Source organism: Mycolicibacterium austroafricanum (genome assembly GCF_000612725.1).
Classification (GTDB): domain Bacteria; phylum Actinomycetota; class Actinomycetes; order Mycobacteriales; family Mycobacteriaceae; genus Mycobacterium; species Mycobacterium austroafricanum.
In genome coordinates, this window is sequence record NZ_HG964455.1 from 190,777 (window position 1) to 206,613 (window position 15,837).

Annotated in this window: 15 protein-coding genes; 5 read left to right on the plus strand and 10 right to left on the minus strand. The window is 69.1% G+C overall.

Annotation, left to right across the window (positions count from 1 at the left end):
* Positions 1–6: 6 nt before the first annotated feature.
* The 8 genes from mnmA to BN976_RS21115 all read right to left on the minus strand — a co-directional run bounded on the left by mnmA (position 7) and on the right by BN976_RS21115 (position 7,283).
* Positions 7–1,080 carry a tRNA 2-thiouridine(34) synthase MnmA gene (gene mnmA / locus BN976_RS21080; protein WP_011779335.1) on the minus strand — a complete coding sequence of 358 codons (1,074 nt, stop codon included), beginning with the start codon at positions 1,078–1,080 and terminating at the stop codon, positions 7–9.
* A gap of 2 nt (positions 1,081–1,082) precedes the next feature.
* Positions 1,083–2,276 carry a cysteine desulfurase family protein gene (locus tag BN976_RS21085; protein WP_036373595.1) on the minus strand — a complete coding sequence of 398 codons (1,194 nt, stop codon included), beginning with the start codon at positions 2,274–2,276 and terminating at the stop codon, positions 1,083–1,085.
* Positions 2,277–2,322: 46 nt separating this feature from the next.
* On the minus strand, positions 2,323–3,207 hold the full coding sequence (locus BN976_RS21090) for a lysophospholipid acyltransferase family protein (protein WP_011779333.1): 885 nt from the start codon (positions 3,205–3,207) through the stop codon (positions 2,323–2,325).
* The gene (locus BN976_RS21095) at positions 3,204–4,067 is read right to left on the minus strand and encodes a GNAT family N-acetyltransferase (RefSeq protein ID WP_011779332.1); all 864 of its coding nucleotides are present in this window, start codon (positions 4,065–4,067) and stop codon (positions 3,204–3,206) included. The genes BN976_RS21090 and BN976_RS21095 overlap by 4 nt, the downstream gene beginning before the upstream one ends.
* A 126-nt stretch (positions 4,068–4,193) precedes the next feature.
* A complete protein-coding gene (locus tag BN976_RS21100; protein ID WP_011779331.1) occupies positions 4,194–4,598 on the minus strand; it encodes a cupin domain-containing protein in 405 nt (134 codons plus the stop codon).
* An 8-nt stretch (positions 4,599–4,606) separates the two neighbouring features.
* Entirely contained in the window at positions 4,607–5,341 is a 735-nt protein-coding gene (locus tag BN976_RS21105; protein ID WP_011779330.1) for an SDR family oxidoreductase, read from the minus strand.
* A gap of 152 nt (positions 5,342–5,493) precedes the next feature.
* Positions 5,494–6,450 (minus strand): electron transfer flavoprotein subunit alpha/FixB family protein, encoded by a 957-nt coding sequence (locus tag BN976_RS21110; RefSeq protein WP_011779329.1) that lies wholly within the window; start codon positions 6,448–6,450, stop codon positions 5,494–5,496.
* Between the two features lie 41 nt (positions 6,451–6,491).
* Positions 6,492–7,283 carry an electron transfer flavoprotein subunit beta/FixA family protein gene (locus tag BN976_RS21115; RefSeq protein WP_011779328.1) on the minus strand — a complete coding sequence of 264 codons (792 nt, stop codon included), beginning with the start codon at positions 7,281–7,283 and terminating at the stop codon, positions 6,492–6,494.
* 207 nt (positions 7,284–7,490) lie between these two features.
* Between BN976_RS21115 and BN976_RS21120 the strand changes: the two genes are divergently transcribed.
* Genes BN976_RS21120 through BN976_RS21130 form a run of 3 tightly spaced genes read left to right on the plus strand, consistent with a single transcriptional unit; the run spans position 7,491 to position 11,106 of the window.
* Positions 7,491–8,282 (plus strand): class I SAM-dependent methyltransferase, encoded by a 792-nt coding sequence (locus BN976_RS21120; protein ID WP_011779327.1) that lies wholly within the window; start codon positions 7,491–7,493, stop codon positions 8,280–8,282.
* On the plus strand, positions 8,279–9,877 hold the full coding sequence (locus BN976_RS21125) for a 1,4-alpha-glucan branching protein domain-containing protein (RefSeq protein WP_011779326.1): 1,599 nt from the start codon (positions 8,279–8,281) through the stop codon (positions 9,875–9,877). The genes BN976_RS21120 and BN976_RS21125 overlap by 4 nt, the downstream gene beginning before the upstream one ends.
* Complete coding sequence (locus BN976_RS21130) at positions 9,874–11,106, plus strand: glycosyltransferase family 4 protein (RefSeq protein WP_036373599.1); 1,233 nt, start codon at positions 9,874–9,876, stop codon at positions 11,104–11,106. Before BN976_RS21125 ends, BN976_RS21130 begins: the two co-directional genes overlap by 4 nt.
* 19 nt (positions 11,107–11,125) lie before the next feature.
* Here the strand turns inward: BN976_RS21130 and BN976_RS21135 are convergent, their stop codons facing one another.
* On the minus strand, positions 11,126–11,863 hold the full coding sequence (locus BN976_RS21135; RefSeq protein WP_011779324.1) for an acyltransferase: 738 nt from the start codon (positions 11,861–11,863) through the stop codon (positions 11,126–11,128).
* Positions 11,864–12,091: 228 nt separating this feature from the next.
* On the opposite strand from BN976_RS21135, the gene BN976_RS21140 reads away from it, so the two are divergent.
* Together BN976_RS21140 and BN976_RS21145 are read left to right on the plus strand one after the other, a co-directional pair.
* Positions 12,092–13,381 (plus strand): BamB-related PQQ repeat family beta-propellar protein, encoded by a 1,290-nt coding sequence (locus BN976_RS21140; protein ID WP_036374179.1) that lies wholly within the window; start codon positions 12,092–12,094, stop codon positions 13,379–13,381.
* 118 nt (positions 13,382–13,499) lie between these two features.
* Complete coding sequence (locus BN976_RS21145) at positions 13,500–15,053, plus strand: alanine/glycine:cation symporter family protein (RefSeq protein ID WP_036373602.1); 1,554 nt, start codon at positions 13,500–13,502, stop codon at positions 15,051–15,053.
* On the opposite strand, the gene BN976_RS21150 is transcribed toward BN976_RS21145, so the two are convergent.
* Positions 15,040–15,774 carry an esterase gene (locus BN976_RS21150; RefSeq protein ID WP_011779321.1) on the minus strand — a complete coding sequence of 245 codons (735 nt, stop codon included), beginning with the start codon at positions 15,772–15,774 and terminating at the stop codon, positions 15,040–15,042. The genes BN976_RS21145 and BN976_RS21150 overlap by 14 nt on opposite strands.
* Between the last annotated feature and the right edge of the window lie 63 nt (positions 15,775–15,837).

Genomic DNA, 15,837 nt, shown 5'->3' on the forward strand with positions numbered 1-15,837 from the left:
GGCGGGCTAGCGCGCCGCGCTGATCGTCGCGCTGCCCAGCACCTCGTCACCGTCGGGGTCGGACCGGTAGAGCACCAACGTCTGTCCCGGCGCCACCCCGCGCAGTGGGGTGCGCAGACTCACCTCAAGTGCGCCGTCCCTCAGCTCGGCGACGGCGTCGACGACACCGCCGTGGGCACGGACCTGCACCGCGCACTCGACAGGCGCATCGGGTGCGACCCCGGAGGTGAACACCGGCGCCTCGCCGAGCAGGCTGGTCACCTCGAGGTCGGTGACATCGCCGACGTGCACGGTGCCCGTCTCGGCGTCGATACCGGTCACATAGCGTGGGCGACCGTCCGGCCCGGGACCCGGGATGCCCAGGCCCTTGCGCTGGCCGATCGTGAACCCGTGCACACCGTCGTGTTCGGCGAGCACGGCGCCGGTGGCGTCGACCACGCTGCCGCGGCGCACCCCGATCCGGGCACCGAGAAACGCTCTCGTGTCACCCGAGGGGATGAAGCAGATGTCGTGGCTGTCGGCCTTGTCAGCGACCGCCAGGCCGCGTCGTGCCGCCTCTTCGCGGATCGCGGGCTTCGGGGTGTCCCCGATCGGGAACACCGCGTGGCGCAGCTGCTCGGCGGTCAGCACGGCCAACACGTAGGACTGGTCCTTGTCGTGGTCGACCGCCCGCCGCAGCCGGCCGTCCGTCAGCCGGGCGTAGTGTCCGGTGGCCAGTGCGTCGAAGCCGAGTGCCAGCGCGCGGGCCGACAGGGCGGAGAACTTGATTCGCTCGTTGCAGCGCACGCAAGGGTTGGGTGTCTCGCCGCGCGCGTAGGACTCGACGAAGTCGTCGATCACGTCTTCTTTGAACCGGTCGGCGAAATCCCAGACATAGAACGGGATCCCGAGCACGTCGGCCACGCGGCGGGCATCGCCGGCGTCTTCCTTGGAACAGCAGCCGCGGGATCCGGTGCGCAGGGTGCCGGGCGCCGACGAGAGCGCCAGATGCACGCCGACGACGTCGTGCCCGGCGTCCACCATCCTGGCGGCGGCCACCGAGGAGTCCACACCGCCACTCATGGCGACCAGCACCCGCATCGTCAGCGCCGTCCCGAACTGGCCAGCGCCGCCTGCCGCGCACGCTCCACCGCGGCGGGCAGCACGTCGAGGACGGCGTCGATGTCGGCATCGGTGCTGGTGTGACCGAGCGAGAGCCGCAGTGAGCCGCGGGCACTGACCGGGTCGGCGCCCATCGCGGTCAGCACGTGCGACGGCTGGGCCACGCCCGCCGTACAGGCCGAGCCGGTCGAGCACTCGATCCCCTTGGCGTCCAACAACATCAGCAGAGAATCACCCTCGCAGCCACGGAACGTGAAATGCGCGTTTCCGGGCAGGCGGCCCGCGCCGGGCGCGCCGTTGACGTCGACGTCGTCGACGGCGTCGAGCACGCCGTCGATGAGCCGGTCGCGAAGCGCGCGTACCTTCTCGGCCGCCGAGTCCATGGTGTCGGCGGCGATCTGCGCGGCGGCGGCCATCCCGACGGCACCGGGAACATCCTGCGTGCCCGAACGCACGTCGCGTTCCTGGCCGCCGCCGTGCAACAGCGGAACACACGCGGTCTCCCGGCGCAGCAGCAGCGCCCCGACCCCGATCGGCCCGCCGAACTTGTGGGCGGTCACACTCATCGCCGACAGGCCGCTGGCCGCGAAGTCGACCGGGAGCTGGCCCACCACCTGAATCGCGTCGCTGTGCATCGGGATCTCGAATTCTGCTGCGACAGAAGCTAGTTCGTGTATCGGCATGATGGTGCCGACCTCATTGTTGGCCCACATCGCCGAGATCAGCGCGACATCGTCGGGGTCGGCGAGCGCGGTGCGCAGATCGGCAGCGCCGACGGCGCCGAACTCGTCGACCGGCAGCCACGTCACCTCGGCGTCCTCGTGCTCGACCAGCCATTCCACGGCGTCGAGCACCGCGTGGTGTTCGACCGGCGTGGTGATGATGCGACGGCGTTTCGGCGACGAAGCGCGCCGCGCCCAGTAGATGCCCTTGACGGCGAGGTTGTCGCTCTCGGTGCCGCCCGCGGTGAAGATCACCTCCGACGGACGCGCCCCCAGCAGTCGGGCCAGGGTCTCGCGGGATTCCTCCAGCCTGCGCCGGGCCAGCCTGCCGGAGCCGTGCAGCGACGCGGCGTTTCCCACGGTTGCCAGCGCAGCGGTCATCGCCTCGATGGCCCCGGGGCGCATCGGGGTGGTGGCGGCGTGGTCGAGATAGACCGGCGCGGGTCCAGGCATGGCCGTTCCAGAATAGCCGTCGCGCGCCGGACCTCCCCTATCGCGCTCAGGCCACCAGCGTGTGGTTACCGCCGCGGGCGGCGAATCCGGCACCGCCGCAACCGGAGATCGCCCTGCGAGCCGACGATCCGGCATCTCCGCGAACGGCAGCCTCGCAGCGGGCCGCCAGGTCACGGCGGTCGACGCCGGGCAACTGCAGCGATTCGACGTGGATGTGACACACGGTTCGGCGCGCGGTGATCACCCGCTTGATCGAGGTCAGCAGCGTGTCGTCCCCCACGAACGCAGGCACGGTGGACGGTCGCCCGTCCTTGTGCCGGTAGCTCAGCCGCAGCGGCTGTACCGGCCGACCCGCGTCGATCGCGGCCTGGAACATCGCAGGCCGGAACCGGCCGTAGCCCAGCCCGCACCAGGTCGTGCCCTCCGGAAACGCGACCACCGTGTAGCCGGCCCGCAGCCGGCCTGCGACGGCGGCCACCACCGCGGGCAGCCTGCGCAACCGGGCACGGTCGATCGGGATGACCTTCATGATCCGGACGATCGGGCCGAGGGCGGGCCAGTCGACGAGGTCGGCACGGGCGACGAAGGAGCCGGGCAGCACCGTGCCGATGGCGAAGACGTCGAGCCACGACACGTGCCCGCTGACCACCAGCACGCCCCGCAGGTTGCGTATCGGCCCCCCGGACACGGACATCCGCACGCCGAGACTGCGGAGCATCAACCGGCAGTAGCCGCGCTGCAGGTGCGAGCGCCCCGGCAGCGGCAGTGCCAGCAGCCAGACCCCCGCGAACAGAGTCACCGCGGCCACGACCCGCACGGTGGTGCGCAGGGCGACCACCCAGCGTCGGCCGGGACCGTCGGCGCCGGCGTGCACGCATCCCGCGCCGCAGGTCGCCGGCTGCAACCACGCGTGTTCGTGGATCAGTGTCATGACCGCGTCCCGTCGGCGACCGCGGCGGTGGCCATCCCGACCGAACGGAGCCGCCGCAGGTAGCGGGTGTCGGCGTGCCGCTTGGCCAGTAGGGCGGGAAAGTCGCCGACCCCGAAATCCGGGTCGTGGGCCGGTTCGCCGCACACCTGGGCGCCCAGCCGCAGATAGCCGCGCATCAGGGCGGGCACCGACAACCGTGCGGGTGGCTCGATCTCGTCGAGGGGCCGACCGTCGACGACCACGGGACGGTACGGGCGGACGGTGTACTCGGCGGGCGCGGCGTGACGGCGGATGACGAAGTCGCGCACCCCGCGCAACTGGCTGCCGGCCGGGCTGCGGCCCTCGGGGTCCGCGACGGGCACGGACACGCATCCGGCCACGTAGTCGTACCCGCTGTGGTCCAGGTAGGCGAGAATGCCCGCCCACATCAACAGCACCACGGCGCCGTTGCGGTGACCGTCGCGCACCACGGCGCGACCCATCTCGACCAGCGAGGGCCGAAGCGGGTCGAGAGCGGTGACATCGAACTCGGTCGCCGTGTACAGGCCGCCGGCGGCGATCGCTCCGGGCGGCGGCAGCATCCGGTAGCAGCCGACCAGTTCGCCGGTGGCGTCGTCGCGGACGAGCAGGTGATCGCAGTATTCGTCGAACCGGTCGGCGTCCAGGCCGCCGGAGCCGCCGTCGTCGGTGAGCGTGAAGCCCGGTTCAGTGCTGAACACGTCGTGCCGGAGCCGCTGGGCTGCCTCGATGGAGTCGACGTCGGTGCACAGCAGCAGGGTGTAGCGCGGCGCGGACGGCGAAGATCCGCCCTGCGCGTGGTCGATGTCGTCGGGGGCGATGAGTACAGAAGCAGTGCTCATGGCTGCACGGTCGCGCAGCCGCCTCTCGTCACGGCATCCAGCACGTGTCGTGTCTGTGAGCGCCAAGTGACGACTTGGACAGGCCCCGTGTCGACCGGCGGTCACGCACGAGGCCGGCAAGCCCCGTCATGGACGTGGGACGCGCCGGCCCTTGCGCAGTTCGAGTTCCTCGTCGTCGACGATGACCAGCATCGGTACGCCGGGTGCGCAGATCATCGTGACGAGGAACCGCAGCGCGACGTCGTCGCGATTGTTGGCGTCCGAATAGTGGATGACGTCGCCTCCCGGCTCCCAGAACGCCTCGCCGGCTTTGATCACCCGGGGCGCTTCGCCTTCCAGTTCGAAGAGCATCTCGCCTTCGAGCACGTAGCCGAACGCCGGCCCGCCCGGGTGCCGATGCGGCGGGGCTCCTGCGCTTCCTGGCGGCCATTCGATGATCGACGTCATCACCTCGGCATCGGAGGGGATGAACGGCGGTTTGACGGTCTGGATGGTCGTGATGGCTTTCATCAGATCTGCGGTGTCGAACATCGTTCTCCTCAATGGTGGTCGGCGAAGCGAACGGCCCCCAGCACGGCACCGTCGCCTGTGACGAGGCTGTTCTGGTCCAGCGGCGTGCCGAAGTAGGTGGCCTGCGGGTCGATCACCACGGTCTTGTCGGCGCCCCGTCGGGCCAGCACAGCCCGAGCGAGGTCGGCGAACGAGATCTTGTCGGGCCCGCCGATGTTGATGACACCGTCGACCGGTGACCCCACCGCAGCGCGGAACACTTCGGCGGCGACGTCATCGGCGGCGATCGGCTGGATCCGGGCATCCGGCACCCGCACCTCGTCGTCGGCCTCGAGTGTGCCGACGATGGCGTCCGCGAACTCGTGGAACTGGGTGGCCCGCACGATGCTGTGGGGCACGTCGGATCCGGCGATCGTCTTCTCCTGCACCACTTTCGCGCGCATATAGCCGCTTTCGGGCAGTCCGTCGGCGCCGACGATCGACAACGCGACGTAGTGCCGGACGCCTGATTCCTCGGCGGCGGAGACCAGGTTCGCCGACGAGCGGGTGAAGAAGTCCATCACCGCGTCGTCGTCGAACGACGGCGAATTGGTGACGTCGACGAGGACGTCGGCGCCGGCCAGGGCGTCGGTGAGTCCCTCGCCGGTGAGCACGTCGGCGCCCGACGCGCGCGATGCTGCGACGACGTGGTGACCGTCGCGCTGGAGCAGGTCGACCACCTTCGAGCCGATCAGGCCGGTGGCCCCGATAACTGAGATCTTCATGCGTCAAGACTGACGCTCGGCGCCCGTGATGGAACCCTTGAAAGTTCGTAGTCTCCGCCCGCCGGCTGGGCCCACGTGCCGACGGCCAGACGCAAAATCGCACGTCCGCCGGGGCGGAACGTGCGATTTTGTGTCTGCTCGCGCAGAGAAACTCAGCCCTTGCGGGCCTTGACCGCCTCGGTCAGCTGCGGGGTCACCTTGAACAGGTCGCCGACGATGCCGAGATCGGCGATCTCGAAGATCGGCGCCTCTTCGTCCTTGTTCACCGCGATGATCGTCTTGGACGTCTGCATGCCTGCGCGGTGCTGGATCGCCCCGGAGATGCCGAGCGCGATGTAGAGCTGCGGCGACACGGTCTTACCGGTCTGGCCGACCTGGAACTGGCCCGGGTAGTAGCCGGAGTCGACCGCGGCACGCGAAGCGCCCACCGCTCCACCGAGCGAGTCCGCCAGTTCCTCGACGATGCCGAAGTTCTCGGCGCTGCCCACGCCGCGTCCACCGGAGACGACGACCGTCGCCTCGGTGAGCTCCGGGCGGTCACCGGCCACGGCCGGCTCGCGTGAGGTGATCTTGGTGGCGTTCTCGGCCGGGGCGGGCACCTCGACGTTGACGACCTCGCCTGCGCCGGCGGCCGGCGCAGCCTCGACGGCGCCGGGACGCACGGTGATGACCGGGGTGTCGCCGACGGCCTCGGCTTCGACGGTGAATGCACCACCGAAGATGGAATGGATGCCCACCCCGCCATCGCGGACCTCGACGACGTCGCTGAGGATGCCTGAGCCGATCCGGGCCGCCAGGCGACCCGCGATCTCCTTGCCGTCGGCGCTGGACGCCAGCAGCACAGCGGCGGGCGTCGCGGACTCGGCCAGCGAGGCCAGCACATCCACATACGGGGTGATGAGGTAGCTCTCGGCGTCGTCGGACTCGGCGACGTAGATCTTCACCGCGCCGGCCGACTTCAGGCCGTCGATCAGCCCTTCGGCGGTGCCCGGCTTGCCGACCACGACGGCGGCCGGCTCACCCAACACGCGGGCGGCGGTGATCAGTTCGGAGGTGACCTTCTTCAGCGCACCTTCGGCGTGCTCGACGAGCACAAGTACTTCAGCCATGGGTTCGTATCTCGTTTCTCAAGTACGGAAGGAATGATCTGCTAGATGATTTTCTGAGCAACCAGGTACTCGGCGATCTTGGTGCCGCCGTCGCCTTCGTCGGTCACCTTCTCGCCCGCGGTCTTGGGCGGCTTCGGGGTCGAGGACAGCACCTTCGACCCGGCGTTGGCCACGCCCACCTCGTCGCTCTCGACGCCGATCTCGGCGAGCGTGAGCTTGGTGACTTCCTTCTTCTTGGCGGCCATGATGCCCTTGAAGGACGGGAACCGGGGCTCGTTGATCTTCTCGTTGACGCTCACCACGGCGGGCAGCGACGCCTCGAGGGTGAACACACCGTCGTCGGTCTCGCGCTCAGCGGTGACCTTGCCGTTCTCGACGGACAGCTTGCGCACGTGCGTCAGCTGCGGCAGGCCGAGGTATTCGGCGATGATGGCCGGCACGGCACCGCCGGTGCCGTCGGTGGCCTCGTTGCCCGCGATGACGAGCTCGGTGCCCTCGATGGTGCCCAGCGCGCGGGCCAGCGCCCAGCCCGTCTGCACCATGTCGGAGCCGTGCATGCCCTCGTCGACGAGGTGGACAGCCTTGTCGGCGCCCATCGACAGGGCCTTCCGGATGGCCTCGGTGGCGCGCTCGGGTCCGGCGGTCAGGACCGTCACGGTGCTGTCCCCGCCTTCGCGCTCCTTGATCAGGAGCGCCTCCTCGACGGCACGCTCGTTGATCTCGTCGAGCACGGCGTCGGCGGCTTCCCGGTCCAGGGTGTAGTCACCGTCGGACAGCTTGCGCTCAGACCATGTGTCTGGGACCTGTTTGATCAGGACCACGATGTTCGTCATGACTCTGGTTCGTCCTCCTCGAAGGGGCCGGTAGTCGACCCGCCATACCACGATTGACGCAGGCACCACGATGTTACCAGCGGGTAACTTTGGGTGCTTCGCACGAACACCATAGCTGGTCGAAGTTTGCGATCCACCAGCCCCGCGCTTACGTCACGCTCACCAAGAGTTCGCCAACGGTCGGTTAGGGGTTAGCCTGCCTTCACAATGAGCGCATCTGTGACCGACGGTCCCACTGAAGATCCGGCCCCCATGGCGTTGACCGGTGAGCGGACCGTGCCCGGTGTGGCGGAGGAGAACTACTGGTTCCGCCGACACGAGGTCGTGTACCGCAGGCTGGTCGACCGCTGCGCGGGACGCGACGTGCTGGAAGCCGGATGTGGTGAGGGATACGGCGCCGCGCTGATCGCCGAGGTCGCCCGGTCCGTGATCGGCCTCGACTACGACGAGTCCGCGGTGGCGCACGTGCGGGCCCGCTATCCGCGGGTCGACATGCGCCACGGCAACCTGGCCGCCCTGCCGCTGCCGACGGCTTCGGTTGATGTGGTGGTCAACTTCCAGGTGATCGAACACCTCTGGGACCAGGGCCAGTTCGTGGCCGAATGCGCGCGGGTGCTGCGTCCCGGCGGTGTGCTCCTGATGTCGACGCCGAACCGCATCACCTTCTCTCCCGGCCGCGACACCCCGGTGAACCCGTTCCACACCCGCGAACTCAACGCCGCCGAGCTCACCGAACTCATCGAGTCGGCCGATTTCGCGATGGAGGCGATGCTCGGGGTGTTCCACGGCCGACGGCTCGCCGAGATCGACGCCCGCCACGGCGGATCCGTCATCGACGCGCAGATCGCCCGAGCCCTGGCCGACGCGCCGTGGCCGGCCGAGCTGCTCGCCGACATCGAATCGGTCACGATCGAGGACTTCGACCTGGTTCCGGCCGACGGGACGCACCGTGACATCGACGACAGCCTTGACCTCGTGGCGATCGCGGTACGCACGTGAGCGGAGCGAACAAAGTACAGAAGCGCGAGGCGGACGCGGAGCCCGTACCCGGGCTGTTCACCCTGGTCCTGCACACCCACCTGCCCTGGCTGGCCCACCACGGGCGGTGGCCGGTCGGCGAGGAGTGGCTCTACCAGTCGTGGTCGGCCTGCTACCTGCCCCTGGTGCGGGTGCTGCGCACGCTGGCGGCGGAGAACCGCAGGCACCTGATCACCCTCGGCGTGACACCGGTGGTGGCCGCCCAGTTGGACGACCCGTACTGCCTGCAGGGTATGCAGCACTGGCTGGCGAACTGGCAGCTGCGTGCCGTGGAAGCGGCGACCATGCGCACCGCATCCGGCGCCTCCCCGGCTTCCGAGCCGAAAGCCCTGCGACAGTTCGGCTCCCGCGAACATACCGAGGCCGAGCGGGAGCTGGCCGAGTTCGACGCGCTGTGGCGCCACGGCGCGAGCCCCGCGCTGCGCGAGCTGCTCGACGGCGAGGTCATCGAGCTGCTCGGCGGGCCGCTGGCCCACCCGTTCCAGCCCCTGCTGAATCCCCGGCTGCGCGAGTTCGCGCTGCGCGAAGGCCTGGCGGACGCCGCCCACCGGTTCGCGCATTCGCCGACCGGCATCTGGGCGCCGGAATGCGCCTATTCGCCCGGCATGGAGGCCGGCTACGCCGACGCGGGCGTGAGTCATTTCATGGTCGACGGACCCTCGTTACACGGGGACACCGCGCTGGGCAGGCCGGTCGGCGACTCGGGCGTGGTGGCGTTCGGTCGCGACCTGCAAGTCAGCTACCGCGTGTGGTCGCCGAAGTCGGGCTATCCGGGCCACGCGGCCTATCGCGACTTCCACACCTACGACCACGCCACGGGGCTCAAGCCGGCGAGGGTGACCGGACGCGCCGTGCCGTCGGAGGAGAAGGCGCCGTACGACCCCGCACGCGCCGACGCCGCGGTGGACGTCCACGTCGCCGACTTCGTCGAAACCGTGCGGCAGCGGCTGAGCGCCGAGAGCGCCCGCATCGGCAGACCGGCCCACGTCGTCGCCGCCTTCGACACCGAATTGTTCGGCCACTGGTGGTACGAGGGGCCGGTCTGGCTCGAGCGGGTGCTGCGGGCGCTGCCCGCCGCCGGGGTGCGGGTCGGCACGCTGTCGGACGCGATCGCCGACGGATTTGTGGGTTCCCCGGTGGAACTGCCGCCCAGCTCGTGGGGTTCGGGCAAGGACTGGCAGGTGTGGTCGGGTGAGCAGGTGGCCGATCTGGTTCAGCTCAACAGCGAGGTCGTCGACACCGCGTTGAGCACCGTCGACAAAGCGCTGGCCCGCGGCGGGTCGCTGGATGCCCCTACACCAAGGGATTTCGTCGCAGACCAGATCCTGCGCGAGACCCTGCTCACCGTCTCCAGTGACTGGCCGTTCATGGTCAGCAAGGACTCGGCGGCCGACTACGCGCGCTACCGGGCCCACCTGCACGCGCACGCCACCCGGGAGATCTCGGCGGCGCTGGCGTCGGGCCGCGACGACCACGCACAGCGACTGGCGGAGGGCTGGAACCGGGCCGACGGGCTGTTCGGGGCGCTCGACGCGCGAAGGCTGCCCGGCCGATGAAGACGAAGATCCTTCTGGTCTCGTGGGAGTATCCGCCGGTGGTGATCGGCGGCCTCGGCCGTCATGTGCACCATCTGGCCACCGAACTCGCCCAGTCCGGTCACGAGGTCGTCGTGCTCAGCCGGCGGCCCACCGCCACCGATCCCCAGACGCATCCGACCACCGACGAGGTCCACGAGGGTGTCCGGGTGATCGCGGCCGCCGAGGACCCGCACGAGTTCACCTTCGGCACCGACATGATGGCCTGGACGCTGGCCATGGGCCACGCGATGATCCGTGCCGGGCTGGTGCTGGCCGACTGGCGACCCGACATCGTGCACGCGCACGACTGGCTGGTCGCAACCCCTGCCGTGGCTCTGGCCCAGTTCTTCGATGTCCCACTGGTTTCGACGATCCACGCCACCGAGGCGGGCCGGCACTCCGGCTGGGTCTCGGGCCCGGTGAGCCGGCAGGTCCACGCGTTGGAGTCGTGGCTGGTGCGCGATTCGGACTCGCTGATCACGTGCTCGGCGTCGATGCGTGACGAGATCACCACGCTGTTCGGGCCCGAGCTCGCCGACATCACGGTCATCCCGAACGGAATCGACACCGACGGTTGGCCGTTCGCGCCGCACCGGCCCCGGCCCGGACCTGCCGAGCTGCTGTACTTCGGCCGGCTCGAGTACGAGAAGGGCGTCCACGACCTCATCGCCGCCCTGCCCCGGATCCGCCGCGCTCATCCCGGAACCACGCTGACGATCGCCGGGGACGGCACTCAACTCGACTTCCTGGTCGAGCAGGCCCGCAAGCACAAGGTGGTCAAGGCGACGAATTTCATTGGCCGCGTGGACCATTCGGAGCTGTTGCGGCTTCTGCACCGCGCCGACGCGGCCGTGTTGCCTTCGCACTACGAACCGTTCGGGATCGTGGCACTCGAAGCGGCGGCCACCGGCACCCCGCTGGTCACCTCGACGGCCGGCGGCCTCGGCGAGGCCGTCATAGACGGTGTCACCGGCCTGTCCTACCCGCCGGGCGACGTGGCCGCACTGGCCAGGGCCGTGCGCGCGGTCCTCGACTCCCCCGCCGCCGCCCAGCAGCGGGCGAGGGCGGCGCGGGAACGCCTCACGTCGGACTTCTCCTGGCACACCGTGGCCGCCGAGACGGCTCAGGTGTACCTGGCCGCCAAGCGGGCGGTGCGCCGGCCCCAGCCGCGGCGCCCCATCGTGGAACGGCCGCTGCCCGACCGGTGACCCCGACCTCGGCGGCGTGTCAGCGAACGGCCTTCTTACGCTCGATGTCGGCCAGCGCGGCGGCCAGCTCCGCACGCTCGGCGGCGGACGTCTCCCAGGACAGCTTGCGGTTCTTGACGACCTTGGCCGGCGCGCCCACCGCGATCGAATAGTCCGGGATCTCGCCCTTGACCACCGCGTGCGCCCCCAGCACGCAGCCACGGCCGATGCTGGTGCCGCGCAGCACGGTCACCTTGGCCGCGACCCACGTGTCGGGCCCGATCCGGACCGGGCTCTTGACGATCCCCTGATCCTTGATCGGCAACTCGATGCTCTCCATCTTGTGGTCGAAATCGCAGACGTAGCACCAGTCGGCCATCAACACCGAATCACCCAGCTCGATGTCGAGATAGGTGTTGATCACGTTGTCGCGCCCGAGCACCACCTTGTCGCCGATGCGCAGTGACCCTTCGTGGCAGCGGATGGTGTTCTTGTCACCGATGTGCACCCAGCGGCCGATCTCCATCTGCGACAGTTCCGGGGTGGCCTGGATCTCCACGTCCTTGCCGAGGAACACCATGCCGCGGGTGATGATGTGCGGATTGGCCAGCTTGAACTTCAGCAGCCGCCAGTACCGCACCAGGTACCACGGTGTGTACGCACGATTGGCGATGACCCACTTCAACGAGGCCAGGGTGAGGAAGTCGGCTTGACGCGGATCTTTCAGACGCGATCCTCGCCAGCGTTTGTGCAGCGGCGCTCCCCACATCGTTGTCATGGCCGGACAGCCTACGCGGCCCGCTCATGACATTCCCCGGTCGCTACGCTCCTGCCCACCGGAAGACATTCCCCGGTCGCTACGCTCCTGCCCACCGGAAGACATTCCCCGGTCGCTACGCTCCTGCCCACCGGAAGACATTCCCCGGTCGCTACGCTCCTGCCCACCGGAAGGCGCACCGGTTACCCTCACGTGGGCTTGACGTACACCGCGATCAGAAGGGATCCCGTGCTCCGGCGAATCATCGTGTGGGCCTCGACGGCGCTGATCACAGGTGGCCTTGTCGGCTGCGGCAACACCGATTCCTGGGTTGAGGCCCGCCCGGCCGGCGGGTGGGCGGCACAGTACGCCGACGCGGCGAACACCAGCTCCTCACCCGTGGAGGGCGCCGACGCGCTGCGCCTGGAGTGGACGCGGTCGGTCAAGGGCAAACTCGCGGCGCAGGTGGCGCTCGGCTCCGGCAACTATCTGGCCGTCAACGGCCAGACCGGGGCGGGGTGCTCGCTGATGGTGTGGGAGACCGACAACCGGGCGCGGCAGCGCTGGTGCACCAGGCTGGTGCAGGGCGGCGGCCTCGCCAGCCCGCTTTTCGACGACTTCGACAACCTCTACATCGGCCAGCCCGGCGCCGTGCTGTCCTTTCCACCGACCCAGTGGATCCGCTGGCGCCGGCCGGTGATCGGGATGCCGATGACGGCCCGGATCCTGAGCCCCGGGCACCTCCTGGTGGTCACCCATCTCGGCCAGGTGCTCGTCTTCGACGCCCATCGCGGCACCGTGACCGGCACCTCGCTGGATCTGGTCGACGGTGTGGACCCGACCGACTCCGAGCGCGGCCTCGACGACTGCCGCCTGGCAGGTCCGCGATGCCCGGTGGCCGCCGCCCCGGCCTACTCCGCCAGCACCGGCATGGTGGTGCTGACGCTATGGGAGCCGGACGCCGACAAGCCGGTCCTGGTCGGTCTGCGCTACCGGCCGGGACAGACGCCGCAGCTGACCCGGGAGTGGACCAGTGACGCCGTCGGGGGCGGCCCGCTTGCCAGCCCGGTGCTGTCCGCCGACGGCTCGACGGTGTACGTCAACGGCCGCGACGAGAGTCTTTGGGCCATCAACGTCGACGACGGCTCCGAGAAGTGGTCGGTACCGCTGCAATACCTGGCCCAGACGCCGCCGTCGGTGACGCCGGGCGGACTGGTCATCGCCGGGGGTGGTCCCGGCTCACGGCTCACCGCGGTGCGCGACACCGCTTCTGAGGGTGAGGTGCTCTGGACCCGGGACGACACCTCCCCGTTGACCACGTCGAGCCTCGCCGGTGTCGGCTACGCCGTCGTGCCCGACGGCAGCGGCGAAGGCGCGGGGCTGGCACTGACGGTCTTCAATCTCGGCGACGGCGGCACCGTCAACACCTACCCGCTGCCCCGCGCAACCGGGTGGCCGGTCGGGGTGTCGGTCGGCCACGACGGTCGTGTCGTGACCGCGACCAGTGACGGGCAGGTCTACGGGTTCGCGCCGGCCTGATCCACGCAGTGGCTCTAACGCAGGCGTCACGGTCACGTAATACCGATCTTGCGATTCGGTGCGAGCATGCACACTCAGGTGATCCGAGCATGTCCTGAAACCGAATAAGGGGACGAGAGTGACGGAATTCCTTGCTGACGTCAACGACCTTGTCTGGCACGAAACGCTGGTCTACCTGTGCCTGGCCGCAGGTGTCTATTTCTCCATCAGGTCCCGCTTCGTGCAGGTGCGGCAGATTCCCGAGATGGTGCGGCTCATGCTCAAAGGCGAGAAGTCGCCGTCCGGAGTCTCGAGCTTCCAGGCGCTGACGATGTCGCTGGCGGGGCGGGTCGGGACCGGCAACATCGCCGGCGTGGCCACCGCCATAGCGTTCGGCGGACCCGGGGCTCTGTTCTGGATGTGGACGGTCGCCTTCCTCGGCGCGTCGACGTCGTTCGTGGAGTGCACTCTCGGCCAGATCTACAAGGACCGTGACAAGCTCACCGGTGAGTACCGCGGCGGGCCGGCGTACTACTTGAGTACGGCGCTGTCCCACACCGCGGCAGCGGGGGCGATGAAGGTGTACGGCTACATCTTCGCCGCCGTCACCCTGCTCGCCATGGGTCTGCTGCTGCCCAGCGTGCAATCCAACTCGATGGCATCGGCCATGAACTCCGCCTGGGGTTTCTCGAAGTGGTGGGTCGCCGTCGGCACCGTCATCGTGCTGGCGTTCGTCATCATCGGCGGTGTCAAGCGGATCGCCACGTTCGCCTCGATCGTGGTGCCGTTCATGGCCGTCGTGTACATCGTTTTGGCGCTGATCATCGTATTGATGAACGCCGCCGAGATCCCCGCGATCATTTCGCTGATCTTCTCGAGCGCGTTCGGCGTCGACTCGGCGTTCGGCGCGATCATCGGCTCGGCGGTCATGTGGGGCGTCAAACGTGGCATCTACTCCAACGAGGCGGGTCAGGGCACCGGACCGCACGCCGCGGCGGCCGCCGAGGTGTCACACCCGGCCAAGCAGGGTCTCGTGCAGGCGTTCGCCGTCTACATCGACACACTTTTCATCTGCTCGGCGACCGGTTTCCTGATCCTGTCCACCGGGGCCTACCGGGTGTTCGAGGGCGAGAGCGCCGACGGTGCGGTGATCCGCGAGGGCGGCAACATCCTGCCCGCCGGCGCCGAGGTCGGCCCGGCGTTCGCGCAGACCGGCTTCGACACGCTCTGGAGCGGGGCGGGCGCCAGCTTCATCGCGGTCTCCCTGGCGTTCTTCTGCATGACCACGATCATCGCCTACTACTACATGGCCGAGACGAACCTGCGCTTCCTGTTGGGCAGGGCCGCCACCATCGAGGTCCCGCTCATCCGCGGCACAGTCGGCTCCAACACCACGATGGTGCTGCAGGCGCTGATCCTTGTGTCGGTGACCATCGGCGCGATCTCCACCGCAACCGATGCCTGGACGCTGGGCGACATCGGCGTCGGCCTGATGGCCTGGCTGAACATCATCGGCATCATCATTCTCCAGCAGCCCGCATACAAGGCGCTGTGGGACTACGAGAAGCAGAAGAAGCAGGGGTTGGACCCGATGTTCGATCCGATCACCCTCGACATCAGGAACGCCAGCTTCTGGGAGAACTACGACCCCGCGACCGGCAAGGACAAACAGCCGACGACTACCCCTGCGTGACTGCCGGCTCGGCCAGCATCGCGGCGACCGCCGACCGCGGGACCGTGGCCTGCAGTGCGCCGCCGGCGCCGGGCATGATCTCGCCCTGGCCGAAGTAGAAGATCAGCGAGTCGTCGGTGAGGGCGAACTCCTGGTACTTCGCCGGGTCCAGCCCGTCGGCCGCCGAGATCGGGGCGTCCACGCCGAGCTGGCGTGAGATGTCCTTCTGCACGATCGGGAAGATGACGTCCAGCGGCTTGGTGTCCGGCCGGAACAGCGTGTCGAACGTGATGGGCGCCTTCTTGGCGACGTCCCAGTTGAACGCCTTGAACCAGGTCTGGGGATGCGCGCCGCCGACGTTCTCGTAAACCTCGAACACGACGCTGCGGGTGCCGGCCCCGTCCGGCCCCGTCCGGTAACCGGTGCCGCGGCCGTCCAGCACATAAGGCAGGTTCCACGATCCCGGCATCTCCGAGACATTGACGAACCCGTCGCGGGTCTGCGTCAGGTACGCGGCCAGCGCCTGCTGATCGGGGTAGTCCACCGGGAACGTGTAATCCAGCCGGTAGGTGGAATTCTCGGCGTGCACGTGACACGTCTGCTCGGCGTCAACCGTGCCGCCGAGCTCTGCACACGCCGACTGGGCTCCCGCCGCGGGCGCGGCCAGCAGCCCGGCCGCGGGCACGGCCAGCAGGCCCGCCGTCGCCCCGGCAGCCGTCAAAGCAGCGGCGAAAATGCGCATCGTCGGACGTCCTCGTGCTCGGCGCCTCTTCGGGACTCGGCGCAGTTTCGAATAATCAGGTAC

Coding starts and splice junctions, on each gene's coding strand:
- mnmA (WP_011779335.1), bottom strand. CDS start 1,080: ATGCGGGTGCTGGTCGCCATGAGTGGCGGTGTGGACTCCTCGGTGGCC.
- BN976_RS21085 (WP_036373595.1), bottom strand. CDS start 2,276: ATGCCTGGACCCGCGCCGGTCTATCTCGACCACGCCGCCACCACCCCG.
- BN976_RS21090 (WP_011779333.1), bottom strand. CDS start 3,207: ATGACACTGATCCACGAACACGCGTGGTTGCAGCCGGCGACCTGCGGC.
- BN976_RS21095 (WP_011779332.1), bottom strand. CDS start 4,067: ATGAGCACTGCTTCTGTACTCATCGCCCCCGACGACATCGACCACGCG.
- BN976_RS21100 (WP_011779331.1), bottom strand. CDS start 4,598: ATGTTCGACACCGCAGATCTGATGAAAGCCATCACGACCATCCAGACC.
- BN976_RS21105 (WP_011779330.1), bottom strand. CDS start 5,341: ATGAAGATCTCAGTTATCGGGGCCACCGGCCTGATCGGCTCGAAGGTG.
- BN976_RS21110 (WP_011779329.1), bottom strand. CDS start 6,450: ATGGCTGAAGTACTTGTGCTCGTCGAGCACGCCGAAGGTGCGCTGAAG.
- BN976_RS21115 (WP_011779328.1), bottom strand. CDS start 7,283: ATGACGAACATCGTGGTCCTGATCAAACAGGTCCCAGACACATGGTCT.
- BN976_RS21120 (WP_011779327.1), top strand. CDS start 7,491: ATGAGCGCATCTGTGACCGACGGTCCCACTGAAGATCCGGCCCCCATG.
- BN976_RS21130 (WP_036373599.1), top strand. CDS start 9,874: ATGAAGACGAAGATCCTTCTGGTCTCGTGGGAGTATCCGCCGGTGGTG.
- BN976_RS21135 (WP_011779324.1), bottom strand. CDS start 11,863: ATGACAACGATGTGGGGAGCGCCGCTGCACAAACGCTGGCGAGGATCG.
- BN976_RS21150 (WP_011779321.1), bottom strand. CDS start 15,774: ATGCGCATTTTCGCCGCTGCTTTGACGGCTGCCGGGGCGACGGCGGGC.